The organism is Paraburkholderia sp. J11-2 (assembly GCF_905220185.1).
GTDB lineage: Bacteria > Pseudomonadota > Gammaproteobacteria > Burkholderiales > Burkholderiaceae > Paraburkholderia.
In genome coordinates this window covers 70,367-85,807 of the sequence record NZ_CAJMYY010000026.1, presented here as the reverse complement: position 1 = coordinate 85,807, position 15,441 = coordinate 70,367, and the positions used below count along the sequence as shown (strand labels likewise).

Sequence of the window (15,441 nt, the reverse complement as noted above, 5' to 3'; positions counted from 1 at the left end):
GCCAAATCAATGGAAAAAGGCGCAGGCGCCAAACGCCTGCGGCTCGCCAGCCTTCGATGTGCGCGCGCTCACGCCGGCTTCATGCGCGCCGCCACGATCAGCGAGATCAGGCAGCCAATCGCCAGATACGCGGCCACGAGGTGCCACGAACCGCCGCCAACGCCCACCAGCGCCACCGCGATGAACGGCGTGAAGCCGCCGCCCACCACGCTCGCGAACTGGTAGCCCACGCCTGCGCCGCTGTAGCGGTACTCCGCGCCGAACAGTTCGGTGAAGAGCGGTTGCTGCACGCTCACGACCATGTCGTGGGCGATGTTCGCGAGCATCACCGAGAAGATCACGATCCAGACCGTGGAGCGCGCTTCGAGCGCGAGGAAGAACGGCACGGCGCTCAGCAAGCCGATGACCGCGCCGATCAGATAGATACGGCGCAGCCCGAGGCGGTCGGCGAGCCACGCGAAGCAGGGGATCGTCACGCAGCTGAGCGCGCCCACGAAGAGGCCGATGCCGAGAAAGAGATCGCGCGACATGCCGAGGTTGCTCGTCGAATAGCTCAGCGCGAAAGCGGTCACGATATACATCGTGAAGAGTTCGGCCAGACGCAGCGCGACGATATAGAGGAAGGCCTTCGGGTGACGCGTGAGCGCCTCGATCACCGGCATCTTGAGCTTGCGATGACCGTGCTCGACCTTTTCGACGAACTCGCGCGACTCGTCCATGCTCGAGCGCACCCAGAGGCCGATCAGCACGAGCACGACGCTGAACACGAACGGCAGGCGCCAGCCCCACGAGCGGAACGACGCCTCGCCGAGCAGGTGGCTCAGGATCGCGACAATGCCCGTGGCGAGCACGAGGCCCACGCCGTAGCCGACCTGCACGCCGCTGCTGTAGAACGCCTTCTTGCCGCGCGGCGCGCTTTCCACGGCCATGAGCGCAGCGCCGCCCCATTCGCCGCCGACCGCGAAGCCTTGCAGCGCGCGGAACGCGACGAGCAGCGCGGGCGCCCACAAGCCGATCGTCGCGTAGGTCGGCAGCAGGCCGATGGCCACGGTGGACAGGCCCATCATCATCACGGTGATCACGAGCATGCGTTTGCGTCCGAGCCGGTCGCCGAAGTGGCCGAACACGATCCCGCCGAGCGGGCGGAACAGGAAGCCCACGCCGAAAGTCGCAAAGGCGGCGAGGGTGCCCGTCGATTTGCTGACCTGAGGGAAGAACGCCCCGTTGAAAACCAGCGCGGCGACAATGCCGTAGAGCAGGAAGTCGTACCAGTCGACTACCGCGCCGACAAAGCTGCCGAGCGCCGCCTTGCGGGCCTGGCTGCGCGACGGCGAAAGAGGGGCGGTGTCGGGCGAGCCGGTGGTGTCGAGGCTTGGGGTCATCAGTTGTCTCCAGACTTTTGCGCATGTGCCATGCTGCGGTATGCGCTAAACGTGAGTCGCAGCATAGGGCGGCCCACGCTATCCGGCAATGCGTGGCGGCGCCGTTTTGCGCGATTATCGCCCAAGTGCGTGCGATTATCGAACGCTTTGCGGGTTTGCACCGAGATGGCGCGTGGACCGCCCGCATACGACGGTCTTCGTCAAAATGAACGAAATGGTTAAAATCGCGCTGCTTCGCCCGTCCGTGCCGGCGAAGTGCCCGTTTCAGCGCTTGCGTCAGGAGCCTATTGCATGTCCAGCCCCTCTAATCCTCCGCCGCAGGCGGACAATCCGCTCGGCATGGCCGGCCTCGAATTCGTCGAGTTCGCCGCGCCCGAGCCGGCCGAACTCGGCCGCCGCTTCGAGCAGTTAGGCTTCAAGGCGATCGCGCGCCATGTGAGCAAGGCGGTCACGCTCTACCGGCAGGGCGAGATGAATTTCCTGCTGAACGCCGAGCCCGACTCGTTCGCCGCGCGTTACGCGCAGGAGTACGGCATGGGCATCTGCGCGATCGGCGTGCGCGTCGACAATGCGAAGCGCGCGTTCAAGCACGCGATCTCGCTCGGCGCGTGGGCGTTCGAAGGCGAGCGCCTCGGGCCTGCGGAGCTGCACATTCCCGCGATCCAGGGCATTGGCGATTCGCACCTCTATTTCATCGACCGCTGGCGCGGACGCGGCGGCCAGCGCGGGGGCGTGGGCGACATTTCGATCTTCGACATCGACTTCCGGCCCATCGACGTCGCCACGGCGCATACCGATCTCGATCACGGCGGCACGGGCCTCACGCGCGTCGATCACCTCACGCAAACGGTGGGCGAGGGGCGCATTGGGGAATGGCTCGACTTCTACCGCGACCTGCTGCATTTCCGCGAGATTCACGAGATCAACGCGAACTGGCATGTGTCCGAGGAGTCGCGCGTGATGGTATCGCCCGACGGCGAGCTGCGCATTCCGGTGTACGAGGAAGGCACGCGGCGCACGCAGCTATTGCACGACTATCTGCCCGAGCATCCCGGCGAAGGCGTGCAGCACATTGCGCTGGCGAGCAACGACATCCTCGCGAGCGTCGACGCGCTCGTGGCCAATGGCGTGGAGTTCGTCGAGCCGCCGCCCGCTTACTACGACACCGTGGATGCGCGTTTGCCCGGCCACGGCGTGGACCTGGCGGCGTTGCGCAAGCGTCACGTGCTGATCGACGGCGAGATTGGCGAAGACGGCGTGCCGCGGCTCTTTTTCCAGACGTTTGCAAAACGCCATCCCGGCGAGATCTTTTTTGAAGTCGTGCAGCGCAGCGGCCACCACGGTTTCGGCGAGGGCAATCTCGACGTGCTCGCGCGAGCGCGCGAGGCGGGCGCGAACCAGGGCTAAAAGCAGGGCTAAAGCAGGTTAAGCCTCAGCAGGCCAAGCCGCGCAATCCGCAACGTTACGGTTCCAAACGTGATTTCGCCGCGCTGCCCGCCGTTTTGCGCGCACGCGCTGTGCCGAGCGCGGCGGCACGCGGCGGGACCATCGTGCGGCAACGATGGCGAATTTCCTTGCTGAACTCGGTGCAAGCTTGGGTCATCAGGTCCGTGGACCGGTACACCATGAACACATGGAAGTCGGGCAACTCGTCGCGAATGGGCAGCGTGTGCAATGCATCGCGCCTGAGGACGAGCGGCCCGCTCATGCCGTAGAACACGAAGTCCGACCACATGCTGATCACATCCGTGCAGGTCGCGAGCTGCAAGCCAAGCAGGTTTGACACGCTGTGCACGATGCGCTTGGGCATGTCGAGGCGGTTGACGCGCATGAGGCTCGCAAGCGGGCTGCCGGGATCGTCCAGCGGGTCGAGCGTGAGCCAGTCGGCCTCGAGCAGATCGCGCAGGCGCGTCGTGTCTGCAAGCGGATGGCCGGGGCGCGCGGCGAGCACCATGCCCACGGAGAACAGCGGCTCCCACTGAAACGCGCTCGTGCTGGGGCCGCTGTTCGTCGAGATGAGCGCGAGGTCGAGGCGGCCTTCGCGCAGCCCTTCGAGTATCTGTTGCGGCCGCATTTCATAGGCGTGCACCTCCACGCCCGGAAAGCGCGCGCGAAACGCCGCGATGGATTCGGGCAGCGGCCCGCTCGACGCCACGGCGGAAAAGCCGATGTTCAGTTGCGCTTCAGCATGGCCGCGCATGCCTTCGATATCTTCCAGCGCGTGGCGCAATTCCTGTTCGACCACGCTCGCGCGCTTCGCGAGCGCGCGCCCGTAATTCGTGAGGCTGACGCCGCGCACCGAGCGCGACATGAGCGTCACGCCCAGTTCGCGCTCCAGCTCCGCAATCGCCTTGGAAAGCGCGGGCTGCGAGATGTGCAGGCTGCGCGACGCCTCGTGCATGCTGCCGTGCTGCGCGAGCGCGAGCAAAACGCGCAACTGGTGCAGTTTCATCCGTGTGCTCCAACGGTTTCCGATCGGAAGAGATTCTAAACGTTGTGCAACGCGGCGACGATGGCTGCGCGGGACCCCCGCCGTTATGTCGAGACCTTGCCGACCAGATGAAAACGCGAAGACGGATGCCAAAGCTCGACAGCCGTGGCAACGGCGCTGCCCACCCACGTACGCCGCCACATCAGCAGGCAGGGCTCGCCGATATTCATCGCAAGATGGCGCCGTATGTCCGCGTCCGGCTTTTGCGCGTAGATCCGGAACTCCGCGCGTTGAACCGGCGCGAGCCGCATCATGTAGTGATTCGGCGTTTCCTGCGTGAAATCCTGCGCCAGATATCCGGGAAACACATGCGGGTTCACATAGCGGTCCTCGTACAGAATCGCTTCGTCTTCCTCGTAGTGAACGATGCGCGAATGGAACACGGAACCGCCGCTGAGCTCGAGCGCGGCCAGCGCCTGATCGTTCGCGCTTGCTTCCAGCGTCAGCACCCGTGCGCTGTGCCGGTGACCCCGCGCGGCGATTTCGTCGGCAATATTGCGCACCTCGAGGACGGTCGATTCGACATCGCGCGACGCGACGAACGTTCCCGCGCCCTGAACGCGCTTGAGGACATGCTCGGCCGACAGTTCGCGCAGCGCGCGCGATACGGTCATTCGCGCGACGCCGAATTCCTTGACGAGCTCCGTTTCCGACGGAATGGCCTCACCGGGTTTCCATGTCCCGTCCGTGATGCGATCGACCACGTAGCGCTTGATCTGCTCATACGCTGGAGCGACCTTGTGCGCGGTAGCGGAACGCGTTGAGGTGTCGATGAGCGAAGAAGGCGCGTGCATGCCTGTCCTCGCTTCAGACGCCGACCGCGCCGGGCAGCGCGTCGTTGCTTGCCGGGGCTGCGGTACTGCGCGCCACGGAGCGCATGTCGGGTTCCGCCTCCCGCGAGATGCCAGGCGAGCGCTCATGCGCGGGGCCGGGAAGCGGCGGCGGCGCGCCGTCGGCCACGAGGCGAAACGCAAACGTCATGTCGTCGGAGAGCGGGCGGTCGTCGCGATAGGTCGGCAGCGCGGCGCGCACGCTGGCGTAGAGCGCGTCCGTGTACGGCGCACGCGCCGCATCGAGCGGCTGCAGATCGTAGGCTTGCGCCGCGGCGAGCAGTTCGATGCCGAGAATCCGGTTGCTGTTCTCGATGATCGTGAGCGCCTTGAGCGCCGCGGGCGTCGCATGGCACAAGTGGTCTTCCTGCAACCCCGAGGTCACGCCGCCGTCGAGACTCGCGGGCGCGGCCTCACGGCGGTTTTGCGCGACGAGCGAGGCGGCCGTGTACTGCGCGATCATGAAACCCGAGCGCGTGCCGCTCGCGTGAGCGAGGAAGGCCGGCAGGCCGCTCACGAGCGGGTTCACCAACCGGTCGAGACGCCGTTCGGCCATGGCGGCGACCTGTGCAATCGCGGTTGCGAGACTGTCCATCGCCAGGGCGATCGAGGCGCCGACCGCGTGCGCCTGCGAGTACACCTGCGGCGATTCCGGTGTGCCCGCAACGATCGGGTTGTCGGTCACCGAGGCAAGCTCGCGGTTCACGACTTCGACCGTCGCGGCGAGCGTGTCTCGCGCGGCGCCGTGCACGTGCGGAATCGTGCGCACGCTGAGCGGGTCCTGCGTGCGCCGCCCGAGCGACTTTTCGAGCAGCGAACTGCCGGTGAGCGCTGCGCGCAGGCGCTCGCCCACACGCGCGAGGCCCGGCGACACGCGAAACGCGAGCGAATGCGTGTCGAACGCCGCGATCTGGCCGCCCAGATTCTCGAAGCTCATCGCGGCGACGACGTCCGCCCAGTCGAGCAGCCGCTCCGCGCGCTGAAGCGCGAGCGCCGCGAGCCCGGTTACGCACGGTGTGCCGTTTACGAGGCTCAAACCCTCTTTCGCCTCGAGCGAGAGGGGCTGCAGACCGAGCCGCTGCAGGGCGTGCGCGCCGCTCAGGCGTTCGCCGTTCCAGCGCACATGTCCCGCGCCCACGCACACGAGCGCGATGTGCGCCATGTGGCTCAGATAGCCGACGGAGCCGAACGCGGGCACTTCGGGCAGGCAATTCGCATCGAGCAGCGCGGCGAGCCGCTCGACGACATCGAGCCGCACGCCCGAATGGCCATGCGCAAAGTTGTTGATGGCCGCAGCCATGATCGCGCGCGTTTCCTCGGCGCCGAGCGGCTCGCCCACGCCCACGGCGTGGCTCATCAGGATGTTGTGCGACAGGTCGTGCTGTTCGTCTTGCGAGACGACCACGTCGCACAGCGCGCCGACGCCCGTGTTCACGCCATAGGCGCGGATGCTGCGCGCGACGATCTGTTCGACGAGGGCACGGGCGCTGCGAATGCTCGCCTGTGCGTGCGCGCCGAGCATCAGCGGTTCGCCCGCGGCAATGGCGGCGATTTCGCGCCAGTCGAGCGGATTCTGGGTACGTGTGATTGCCATGAGAGAGCTTGTGCGTTGCGCGGGTTCAGTGAGCGTTGCGATCCTGGTGACTCGAGACGAACTGGCGGAAGCGTTCGGATTTCAGCTCGCCGAAGACCTCGTCTGGCGTGCCGTCCGAATCCACCTGGCCCTGGTGCAGGAACATCACGCGATTCGAAACGTGGCGCGCGAAACCCATCTCGTGCGTGACGACGAGCATCGTGCGGCCTTCTGCGGCGAGCGTGCGCATCACGCGCAGCACTTCGCCGACCAGTTCGGGATCGAGCGCCGAAGTCGGCTCGTCGAACAGCATTACCTTCGGATGCATGGCGAGCGCGCGCGCAATGGCGACGCGCTGCTGCTGACCGCCCGACAGATGCGCCGGATAGTAGCCGCGCTTGTCCGCGAGACCGACCTTGGCGAGCAGCGCTTCGGCTTCTTCGACCGACTCGGCGCGGCTGCGCTTGAGCACGCGCATGGGCCCTTCGATCAGGTTCTCGAGCACGGTCATGTGCGACCACAGGTTGAAGTTCTGAAACACCATGCCGAGCTGCGAGCGCACGCGGTCGACCTGGCGGCGGTCGCCCGGATGCAGCTTGCCGTCGCGGCGGCGCTTCATCTTGAGCTCTTCGCCCGCGAGCGCGACCGAACCGTCGTCGGGCGTCTCGAGCAGGTTCAGGCAGCGCAGCAACGTGCTTTTGCCCGAGCCGCTCGCGCCGAGAATCGAAATGACGTCGCCTTCGTGTGCGTCGAGCGAAATGCCCTTCAGGACGTGATGGTCGCCGAACGATTTGTGGATGTTGCGTACCGACAGTGCAACGGGTGCAGATGGGTTCATCAATCTCTCCGGATAGGGCGGCGGGTCACGATACGGCGCGGCTGGCTTCGAGCGGCGCGGCGGGCTTGCGTACGGCGGGCGGCGCCGCGCGCAGATGGCGCGAGAGCCGTTGCTCGAGGAAGCCGATCACGCGCACGACGACGAAGTTCAGGAACAGGTAAATGAGCGCCGCGCACGTGAACACCTCGGTCGTGCGATAGGTCTGCTGGATGATCTGCTGCGCGACTCCCGTCACTTCCCACACGGTGACGAGGCTTGCCAGCGCCGTCGACTTGACGAGCAGCACGGCTTCCGTCGAATACGCGGGCAGGCACTGACGCAGCGCGATGGGTCCGATCACGCGGCGCAGCAGGGCGAAACCGGAAAGGCCGATCGAGTACCCGGCTTCGATCTGCCCGACGGGCACGGCCATGAGGCCGCCGCGAATGATCTCGGCCGTATATCCCGCCGTGCACAGCGCGAGCGACAGGACGGCGCAAACATAGGGTTCGCGCAGCACCGGCCACAGAAAGCTCTCGCGAATCACGCCGAACTGCCCGAGGCCGTAATAGACGAGGAACATCTGGATCAGCAGCGGGGAGCCGCGAAATACGAGGATGTATGCGCGCGCAAAGCGGTTCGGCAGCCAGTGCGGCGACACCCGCATCGTGACGATCACGAGCGAGAGCAGGCCGCCCAGCACGAGCGAGGCGAAGAAAAGGCCCAGCGTTGTCGGCACGGCGCCGATGAGCTGGCGCAAGGTGTCGAGCAGGAACGCGAAATCGATGGTCATGATTGAGCGCTCCGTGATCAGTTGCGCGCGAAGTTGCGCTTGAATGAGCGGCCGACGATCGCTTCGGCACGCCCGAAGACACGGTTCGACACGCCCGTCATGGCGAGATACAGCACGCCGCCGGCGACGAAGAAGAGGAAGTACTGGTGGGTCGAGCCCGCCGCGATCTGGCTCGAACGCAGCAGCTCGGCGAGCCCGGTCACCGATATCAGCGCGGAATCCTTGAGGCTCAGTTGCCAGACGTTGCCGATGCCGGGCAGCGCGTAGCGCAGCACCTGCGGGATCAGGATGCGGCGGAACATCGTGAGCGTCGGCATGCCGATCGCGCGAGCGGCTTCGATTTCGCCGCGCGCAACCGCGAGCACGGCGGCGCGATAGACCTCGGCCTGATAGGCGCCCGAAATCATGCCGACCGCGAACGCGCCAACGGCAAAGGGCGGCACGCCGACGAAACCGTCTGCGCCGAACCACTGGCCAACGGTGGTGACGAGCGAGGAGCCGCCGAAGTAGAACAAATAGATGACGAGCAGTTCGGGCACGCCGCGAAACACGGTCGTGTAGAAGTCGCCGAATACGCGCAGCACGCGCCAGCGCGAGAGTTTCGCGGCGGCAATGAGCGCACCGAACACCGCGCCGATCGCGAGTGCGGCAAGCGTCAGGACGACAGTCATCAACGCGCCGAGCAGCAGTACGCTACCCCAGCCGTCCGGCCCGAGGCCGAGTGTGTTGAAGATCGATAACAGAGACATGGCTTGGATCCACGCGGGTCGGGAAACAAAGGCGCGCGCCGGAGGCGGCGCGCGCGTGGCCTGGATGCGGCGCTTATGGCGTCACGTCGGTCTTGAACCACTTCAGGGCGAGTTTCTTCACGGTGCCGTCGGCAAGCGCCGCGGCGATCGCGGTGTCGAACTTCGCCTTCAGGTCGGCGTCCTGCTTGCGGAATGCAAGGCCTTCGCCGGGACCCCAGATCGGACCGGAGATCATCGTGCCGGCAATCACCACAGGCGACTTGTCGGAGTTGGCGGTGTAGTAGGTCACGTCGTCGAAGGTGGCGTCGATGCGGCCGTTTGCGAGGTCGAGGTCTCGCTCGGGCGCGGTCTTGTACACGCGCACCGAGGCGACGTCCTTGAAGTTCGCGTTGATGAAACCCGTATAGACAGTGCCCGACTGGATGCCGATGGTCTTGCCCTTCAGCGCGTGGCGCATCGACTCGATGGCGGGCGCGTTGCTGCGCGAGTCGGCGTCGAGCTTCAGAGGCGGCGTGTTCGGGCCGCCCTTGGGCAGAACCTTCGTATCGGACACGGCGAACGTTGCCGGCGTGGATGCATAGGGCTTCGAGAAGGCGATGATCTTCTCACGCTCGGGCGTGATCGAGATCGCATCCATCAGGACATCGAACTTTCCGGCCTGGAGACCCGGAATCATGCCATCCCAGTCCTGAGCGACGAGCTTGCACTGGATCTGTGCACGCGCGCACAAGTTTTCGACCAGTTCCGGTTCGAAGCCACCGAGTTTGCCGCCGGGCAGCGTCAGGTTCCAGGGGGCATAGCTGCCGTCGAGCGCGATCGTCACGCTTTTCCATTCCTTCGCGCCGGCACTGCCGCTTCCAAGCAGCGTGACGCCGAGTGCTGCGCCGATCAGCGCTTTTGCCAGCCGGGTGTACTTCGCCTGCATGACCATGCTCCTTTGTCGGTGGGTACTGTGGACCCGTGGGTACGTTATTTCGCTCGCGTGACTTGCATAGACAAGAATGGCGAGAAAAGAATTTGAGTGCAAGAGAATTTCAGAAATACGGGCTCATGGAAAACCCTGTAAATCCGCGTGTAATGGCGCTAAATCCATGCGCTTGCGCGCGACGTTGCGTTGCCGGGCGGGCGGCGCTGGTGCTCAGACACGTTCCTTACAAATTTGTCTAGTCATGTCGATAGCCGGGAAATTGGGCCCCGGCGCGATGGCCGTTGCATTTCGCTGCGATTCCATCCGGTTATCAAGATGAAAATTTGTGACTTCTTTCAAAAATGAGAGCGGCCTGAATATCGTTCGGCCAGTTCCCATTCCCGCTGTCCCACCGCACCACCGCTCGCGGAGATCTGCCATGAATGACGCAACGCTCAGCGCCGCCGCCCCGATTGCACCGCCCGCGGCCACTCGCCAGAGCCAGTTCCGCCTGATCGCCGCGTGTTCGATCGGCAATGCGCTCGAAATGTACGACTTCACGGTGTACAGCTTTTTCGCGCTCCTGATCGGCCGGCTCTTTTTCCCCTCGGACAGCCCTTACGGCTCGCTGCTGCTTGCCGTGGCGACGTTCGGCATCGGCTTCGTCATGCGCCCGCTGGGCGGTCTCGTGATCGGCAGCTACGCCGACCGGCGCGGGCGCAAGGCCGCCATGACGCTGACCATCGCGCTGATGGTGGCGGGTACGCTGTGCATTGCGTTCGCGCCCACCTACGCGCAGGCCGGCGTGATGGGCTCGCTCGTGATCCTCGCGGGGCGGCTCCTGCAAGGCTTCTCGCTCGGCGGCGAAATCGGCGCGTCCACGGCCATGCTGATGGAGTCCGGCGAAGTGGGGCAGCGCGGCTTTCGCGTGAGCTGGCAACTGGGCAGCCAGGGCATCTCGGCGCTCATCGGCGCGCTCACGGGGGCCGTGCTCTACGCCACGCTTTCGCCGCAGGCGCTGGAGAGCTGGGGCTGGCGTCTGCCGTTTCTCGGCGGTCTGCTGATCGCGCCGGTGGGCCTCTATATCCGCTCGAAACTCGACGAAACGCACGAAGCCGAACCCGACGCACCGAGCCCGCTCCGCACGCTCATGCGCGAGTACGGCGCAAAGGTGGGACTCGGCATTCTCTCGATCACGGCGGGCACGGTGGGCATGTATCTCGTGGTGTTCTTCATGCCGACCTACATGATCCGCGTGCTCAAGATGCCGCCGTCGCTCTCGCTGCTGTCGGGCTGCGCCACGGGCTTCACCATGCTCGTCGCCTCGCTCGTTTCGGGGCGGCTGGCCGACCGGCTCGCGCGCCGCAAGCGGCTCGTGATGGGGGCGCTCCTCTTCAATATCGTGGCCATCGTGCCCGCGTTCTGGCTGATGACGCGCATGCCGAGCGTGCCGCTCGTGCTCGCGCTCTCGGTCATGATCACCGCCGCCGCGAATCTCGGCTCCACGCCCATGCTGCTGATGCTCATGGAAATGCTCCCCGCCAGCGTGCGAGCAAGCGGTCTTTCGGTCATCTATAGCGTGGGCGTGACGGTGTTCGGCGGCAGCTCGCAATTCATCGTCACGTGGCTGCTCGCGAAGACCGGCAATCCGCTTTCGCCTGCGTTCTATCTCGTTGTTTGCGGGCTCATCTCGCTGTGCGCCATCGGCGCGATTCGCGAGCAGCGCGTCGGCTAACGCTGCGTTGCGCGTGGTCGCAAGCCTTTTGATCCTTCACACGAATAACGGAATCCTCATGAAACGTGAACCGTCGCTCACCCCGTTCCAGTTGCTGCCGACCTTGCTGCCCGAGATCGAAATCGACGCCGAGACTTTCATCGGCATTCGTCGCCAGATTCATTCGCAGCCCGAACTAGGTTTCGAGGTCGGCGCCACGGCGAAGCTCGTCGCGATGCTGCTGGAGAAGTGGGGCTATGAAGTGCATACGGGCATCGGCAAGAGCGGCGTGGTGGGGCAGCTCAAAGTGGGCGAGGGCAAGCGGCGCCTGGGCATTCGCGCCGACATGGATGCGCTGCCGATCGTCGAGAACACGGGCCTGCCGTACGCGAGCCAGACGCCCGGCAAGATGCACGCATGCGGCCACGACGGCCACACGGCGATCCTGCTTGCCGCTGCGAAAACGCTGGCGGAGCGCCGCGACTTCGACGGCACGCTCAACCTGATTTTCCAGCCCGATGAAGAAAATCTGTGCGGCGCGAAGGCGATGATCGAAGACGGTCTCTTCGAGCGCTTTCCCTGCGATGCCGTCTACGCGCTGCACAACATGCCGGGCGTGCCGGCCGGGACGTTCCGCGTGCTGCCGGGGTCGGTGAGCCTTTCATCGGATGTGGCCGACGTGACGCTCAAGGGCGTGGGCGGCCATGGCGCGATGCCGCACCGCGTGAAGGACCCCATCGTGGCCGCGGCGGCGCTCGTGACGGCGCTGCAAACCATCGTGGCGCGCAACGTGGCGCCCGACGAATCCGCGGTGGTGTCCGTGGGCTACATTCGCGGCGGCGCGACCCACAACGTGATACCGGAGACGGTCACGCTCGGCCTGAACATCCGCGCGGCGCGCCCCGAAACGCGAGCGCTCGTGGAAGCGCGCGTGCGCGAGATCGTGACGCTCACGGCGCAGGCGCACGGCGTCGAGGCGCAGATCGACTACCGGCAGCTCACGCCGCCGATGGTCAATACGCCGGAAGAAACCACGCTCGCGCAGCAGGTTTGCGCGGAGCTGGTGGGGGAGGACAAGGTGGTCATGCAGGCGCCGAAGGGCTTGAACGGCAGCGAGGACTTCGCGTGGATGCTGAACGCGGTGCCCGGTTGCTACCTGCTGCTCGGCAACGGCGAAGGGGAATTCGGCGGCTGCATGGTGCACAACCCCGGCTACGACTTCAACGACCAGGTGCTGCCACTCGGCGCGGCGTGCTGGGTGCGGCTCGCGCAGCGGTTCCTCGTGGCATGACGAGGCGCGATTAGTTAGTCATTCGAATCATCTGCGTGGGTGCTCAGCAACTCGGGCGTCAGGCCCAGCCGCTCGCGCAGATCGATCCAGCCGCGCGGCGTGACCTGCACCGCGCGCGAAGCATTTGTGCGCCGCATCCAGCCGCGTTCGCAGAGCAGCGTGAGAAAGGCCACGCCGAGCGGCCCGGCCAGATGATGCTGGCGCTCGGTCCAGTCGAGACATTGGCGGGCGATGCCGTGACGCCCCGGCTTGAGCGCGGCGACGTCGAGCCCGAGTTCGCCGAACCATGCCGCGCCTGCGGGCGTCACCGCGAAGCGCTTGTCGGCTTCGGCGGTGATGAGGCCGGCATGCGCGAGACGCGTCGTTAGCGCCACGCCGACCTGGCCCGCGAGATGGTCGTAACAGCAGCGCGCGAAACGCAGGTTCTGCGCTTCGCGGCCGAGCGGCTTGCGGCGCACCGGCACGCGCGCGCCGACTGTCGCGAGGTTTTCGAGCAAGGCGGCGACCTGCGCATCCGCGAGCCGGTAGTAGCGGTGGCGGCCTTCCTTTTCCACGGCAAGCAGCCCGCCGTCCAGCAGTTTCGCCAGGTGGCTGCTCGCGGTTTGCGCGGTCACGCCGGCCGCGTAAGCCAGTTCGCCGGCGGGCAGGGCGCGGCCGTTGGCGAGCGCCATTAGCATCGCGGCCCGCGCGGGGTCGGCGATCAGGAATGCCGTGGCGGACACCCTCGGGTGCAGGTTCATGCGTTTCTCCAGGACATACCCATAGCGTAACGCGCGAGCAGGGTCGCATGTTTCGATACGCATCGAAGCATCGCCGCTGCCGTGCAACTGATACTGGGCTCATGGCCGGTGCCCAACGCGCGCCGGCGTTGCAGGAGAGCCCATGCAGACGCACGAATCACACAGCATCGAACAGCCACGCCGCGTGCTTTGGGCCACGAGCATCAGCTATGTCGTGGTGATCCTCGACACCTCGATCGTCAACGTCGCGCTGGAGCGTATCGGCGCGAGTCTTGCGGGCGGCGTGTCCGGGCTGCAGTGGGTCGTGAACGCCTATACGCTCACGTTCGCGAGTCTGCTGCTTTCAGGCGGCACACTCGGCGACCGGCTCGGCGCGCGCCCTGTCTATATGGCCGGCCTCGCGGTCTTCACCGCGGCCTCGGTGTTGTGTGGCGCCGCGCCGAGCCTCGCGCTCCTCACGCTCGGACGCGTGCTGCAAGGCATGGGCGCGGCGCTGCTCGTGCCCGCTTCGATGTCGCTCATCAACGGCGCGTGCGCCAACGCGCGCGAGCGCGCCGCCGCCTTCGGCGTGTGGGCCGGGATGGGTGGCATCGCGATGGCGGCGGGTCCGGTGCTGGGCGGCGTGCTGATCGGGCTCGTCGGCTGGCGCAGCATTTTCCTGCTCAACGTGCCGGTGTGCCTTGCAGGCATCGTCATGGCCGCGCGCGTGGCGCCGCAACCGCGAGGAGGCGTGCCGCGCAGGCTCGATCTCGCGGGCCAGACGGCGGCCATCGCGGCGCTGGCGCTGCTCAATGCGGCCATCATCGAGGCGCCTGCGTACGGCTGGCATGCACCGATCGTCGCGGGCGGTCTCGTGCTGGCGCTTGTGGCGGCGATCGCCTTCGTCGCGCTCGAAAAGCATCACGCGCAGCCGATGCTGCCGCTCGGCTTCTTCCGCGAGCCCGTGTTCAGCGCCGCCGTGCTGGTGTCGATGATTTCGGCGTTCACGTTCTACGGTCTGCTATTCGGACTGAGCCTCTATCTGCAGCAGGAGCGCGGCTATGCGCCGTTGCGCGCGGGCCTCGCTTTCTTGCCGCTCACGGTGATGGTGCCGCTCGGCAGTCTGCTTTCGCGGCGCGCAGTCGCGTGGCTTGGGCCGCGCGCGCTAGTTGCGCTCGCGTGCCTGCTCGCGGCAGCGGGCTACCTCAGTGCGGCCATCGGCGGCTCGACGGCGCGATACGGCTTGCTGGCCGTGCCGCTGCCGGCCATTGGTTTCGCCGCGAGCCTGATGATGCCCGCGTGCACGGCGGCGCTCATGGCGACAGTCGATCAGGGCCGCGCGTGCATCGCGGCTGGCGTGCTCAATGCCGCCCGGCAGACGGGCGCGGCGCTCGGCGTGGCCGTTGCGGGCGCGATGATCGCACGGCGCGCGTCGATCGGTGCGGGCATGCGTGTGAATCTGCTGATCGCCGCCGTGCTCTCGGCGGGCGCCGCGTGGGTGTGGTGGCGTGCGTGGTCCCACCGCGCCCATGCCGCCCAGCCGGGCGACGAAGCAAAGACGCGTGCCGCCAGGCAGGGAGCCTGAGTCCTCCCTGCGCGCGCCCCGAATCATTCGCTGTGAATTCTGGGATAAAGTGCCGTTGCATGCATCGCGCATTCGCGCGGGCCGTGCGCCATAGGAGGAGTTTGTCATGGCCGAGTACGGGCAACATCCCTCGTCGGTGCTGTCGCTCAAGAGCGCGCACGACTTCGACACGACGATCGCGCGCCTGAAGGCGGCGCTCGCCAAGGCGGGCGCGGATATCTTCGCCGACGTCGACCAGCGCGAAGCCGCCGAGACCGCCGGGCTGAGCCTGCGCCGCACGCGTCTGATCCTGTTCGGCAATCCGAAGGCCGGTACGCCCGTCATGGCGGCCAACCCGCACGCGGCGGTGGAACTGCCCCTGCGCATGGTGATCTGGGAAGACAACGAAGGGCACACGCGGCTCGACTATCGCGACGTCTCGCAGACGCTCGGCCCGCTCTACGGCATCGACACCGAAGTGCTCGTGCCGCTGCAGCGCGTGGTGGGGCTGCTGCAGGTTGCCGTGCAATAAACGGCCAACGCGACGCCGGCAAGTGAGCAAACCGGGCGAACTGGGCACCCATCTTCGGCGGATGCTTAACAAATTGACA

The 15,441-nt window shown here is 66.3% G+C and carries 14 protein-coding genes; 5 read left to right on the top strand and 9 right to left on the bottom strand.

Annotated elements, in window-relative coordinates:
- Window positions 1-68: 68 nt before the first annotated feature.
- Window positions 69-1,382 (bottom strand): shikimate transporter, encoded by a 1,314-nt coding sequence (gene shiA, locus U5A57_RS30755; RefSeq protein ID WP_321915446.1) that lies wholly within the window; start codon window positions 1,380-1,382, stop codon window positions 69-71.
- Between the two features lie 291 nt (window positions 1,383-1,673).
- Here shiA and U5A57_RS30750 point away from each other — a divergent pair, with 291 nt between their 5' ends.
- Window positions 1,674-2,789: a 4-hydroxyphenylpyruvate dioxygenase family protein gene (locus U5A57_RS30750; RefSeq protein WP_321915445.1), complete on the top strand. Its 1,116-nt coding sequence runs from the start codon at window positions 1,674-1,676 to the stop codon at window positions 2,787-2,789.
- A 55-nt stretch (window positions 2,790-2,844) separates the two neighbouring features.
- On the opposite strand, the gene U5A57_RS30745 is transcribed toward U5A57_RS30750, so the two are convergent.
- The 7 genes from U5A57_RS30745 to U5A57_RS30715 form a co-directional block, all read right to left on the bottom strand.
- Window positions 2,845-3,834, bottom strand: a complete 990-nt coding sequence (locus U5A57_RS30745) for a LysR substrate-binding domain-containing protein (protein ID WP_321915444.1) — start codon at window positions 3,832-3,834, stop codon at window positions 2,845-2,847.
- Between the two features lie 83 nt (window positions 3,835-3,917).
- Window positions 3,918-4,667 (bottom strand): histidine utilization repressor, encoded by a 750-nt coding sequence (gene hutC, locus U5A57_RS30740; RefSeq protein WP_321915443.1) that lies wholly within the window; start codon window positions 4,665-4,667, stop codon window positions 3,918-3,920.
- A 13-nt stretch (window positions 4,668-4,680) separates the two neighbouring features.
- On the bottom strand, window positions 4,681-6,297 hold the full coding sequence (locus U5A57_RS30735) for a histidine ammonia-lyase (protein WP_321915442.1): 1,617 nt from the start codon (window positions 6,295-6,297) through the stop codon (window positions 4,681-4,683).
- Window positions 6,298-6,322: 25 nt separating this feature from the next.
- Window positions 6,323-7,114, bottom strand: coding sequence for an ABC transporter ATP-binding protein (locus tag U5A57_RS30730; protein WP_321915441.1), 792 nt, complete (start codon window positions 7,112-7,114; stop codon window positions 6,323-6,325).
- A 25-nt stretch (window positions 7,115-7,139) separates the two neighbouring features.
- A complete protein-coding gene (locus tag U5A57_RS30725) occupies window positions 7,140-7,886 on the bottom strand; it encodes an ABC transporter permease (protein WP_321915440.1) in 747 nt (248 codons plus the stop codon).
- A gap of 17 nt (window positions 7,887-7,903) precedes the next feature.
- Window positions 7,904-8,635, bottom strand: coding sequence for an ABC transporter permease (locus U5A57_RS30720; protein ID WP_321915439.1), 732 nt, complete (start codon window positions 8,633-8,635; stop codon window positions 7,904-7,906).
- 73 nt (window positions 8,636-8,708) lie between these two features.
- Window positions 8,709-9,560, bottom strand: coding sequence for a transporter substrate-binding domain-containing protein (locus tag U5A57_RS30715; protein ID WP_321915438.1), 852 nt, complete (start codon window positions 9,558-9,560; stop codon window positions 8,709-8,711).
- 421 nt (window positions 9,561-9,981) lie between these two features.
- On the opposite strand from U5A57_RS30715, the gene U5A57_RS30710 reads away from it, so the two are divergent.
- Window positions 9,982-11,277, top strand: coding sequence for an MFS transporter (locus U5A57_RS30710; RefSeq protein WP_321915437.1), 1,296 nt, complete (start codon window positions 9,982-9,984; stop codon window positions 11,275-11,277).
- A gap of 58 nt (window positions 11,278-11,335) precedes the next feature.
- The gene (locus tag U5A57_RS30705; RefSeq protein ID WP_321915436.1) at window positions 11,336-12,547 is read left to right on the top strand and encodes a M20 aminoacylase family protein; all 1,212 of its coding nucleotides are present in this window, start codon (window positions 11,336-11,338) and stop codon (window positions 12,545-12,547) included.
- A gap of 14 nt (window positions 12,548-12,561) precedes the next feature.
- Here U5A57_RS30705 and U5A57_RS30700 read toward each other — a convergent pair whose 3' ends face one another.
- Window positions 12,562-13,287, bottom strand: coding sequence for a helix-turn-helix domain-containing protein (locus U5A57_RS30700; RefSeq protein WP_321915435.1), 726 nt, complete (start codon window positions 13,285-13,287; stop codon window positions 12,562-12,564).
- Window positions 13,288-13,429: 142 nt separating this feature from the next.
- Here U5A57_RS30700 and U5A57_RS30695 point away from each other — a divergent pair, with 142 nt between their 5' ends.
- Together U5A57_RS30695 and U5A57_RS30690 are read left to right on the top strand one after the other, a co-directional pair.
- The gene (locus tag U5A57_RS30695) at window positions 13,430-14,851 is read left to right on the top strand and encodes an MFS transporter (protein ID WP_321915434.1); all 1,422 of its coding nucleotides are present in this window, start codon (window positions 13,430-13,432) and stop codon (window positions 14,849-14,851) included.
- 106 nt (window positions 14,852-14,957) lie between these two features.
- Window positions 14,958-15,362, top strand: coding sequence for a DUF302 domain-containing protein (locus U5A57_RS30690; protein WP_321915433.1), 405 nt, complete (start codon window positions 14,958-14,960; stop codon window positions 15,360-15,362).
- The last annotated feature ends 79 nt before the right edge of the window (window positions 15,363-15,441 follow it).

Excerpts from the sequence above, each read along its gene's own strand:
- shiA (WP_321915446.1), bottom strand. The coding sequence starts at position 1,382 with ATGACCCCAAGCCTCGACACCACCGGCTCGCCCGACACCGCCCCTCTT.
- U5A57_RS30750 (WP_321915445.1), top strand. The coding sequence starts at position 1,674 with ATGTCCAGCCCCTCTAATCCTCCGCCGCAGGCGGACAATCCGCTCGGC.
- U5A57_RS30745 (WP_321915444.1), bottom strand. The coding sequence starts at position 3,834 with ATGAAACTGCACCAGTTGCGCGTTTTGCTCGCGCTCGCGCAGCACGGC.
- hutC (WP_321915443.1), bottom strand. The coding sequence starts at position 4,667 with ATGCACGCGCCTTCTTCGCTCATCGACACCTCAACGCGTTCCGCTACC.
- U5A57_RS30735 (WP_321915442.1), bottom strand. The coding sequence starts at position 6,297 with ATGGCAATCACACGTACCCAGAATCCGCTCGACTGGCGCGAAATCGCC.
- U5A57_RS30730 (WP_321915441.1), bottom strand. The coding sequence starts at position 7,114 with ATGAACCCATCTGCACCCGTTGCACTGTCGGTACGCAACATCCACAAA.
- U5A57_RS30725 (WP_321915440.1), bottom strand. The coding sequence starts at position 7,886 with ATGACCATCGATTTCGCGTTCCTGCTCGACACCTTGCGCCAGCTCATC.
- U5A57_RS30720 (WP_321915439.1), bottom strand. The coding sequence starts at position 8,635 with ATGTCTCTGTTATCGATCTTCAACACACTCGGCCTCGGGCCGGACGGC.
- U5A57_RS30715 (WP_321915438.1), bottom strand. The coding sequence starts at position 9,560 with ATGCAGGCGAAGTACACCCGGCTGGCAAAAGCGCTGATCGGCGCAGCA.
- U5A57_RS30710 (WP_321915437.1), top strand. The coding sequence starts at position 9,982 with ATGAATGACGCAACGCTCAGCGCCGCCGCCCCGATTGCACCGCCCGCG.
- U5A57_RS30705 (WP_321915436.1), top strand. The coding sequence starts at position 11,336 with ATGAAACGTGAACCGTCGCTCACCCCGTTCCAGTTGCTGCCGACCTTG.
- U5A57_RS30700 (WP_321915435.1), bottom strand. The coding sequence starts at position 13,287 with ATGAACCTGCACCCGAGGGTGTCCGCCACGGCATTCCTGATCGCCGAC.
- U5A57_RS30695 (WP_321915434.1), top strand. The coding sequence starts at position 13,430 with ATGCAGACGCACGAATCACACAGCATCGAACAGCCACGCCGCGTGCTT.
- U5A57_RS30690 (WP_321915433.1), top strand. The coding sequence starts at position 14,958 with ATGGCCGAGTACGGGCAACATCCCTCGTCGGTGCTGTCGCTCAAGAGC.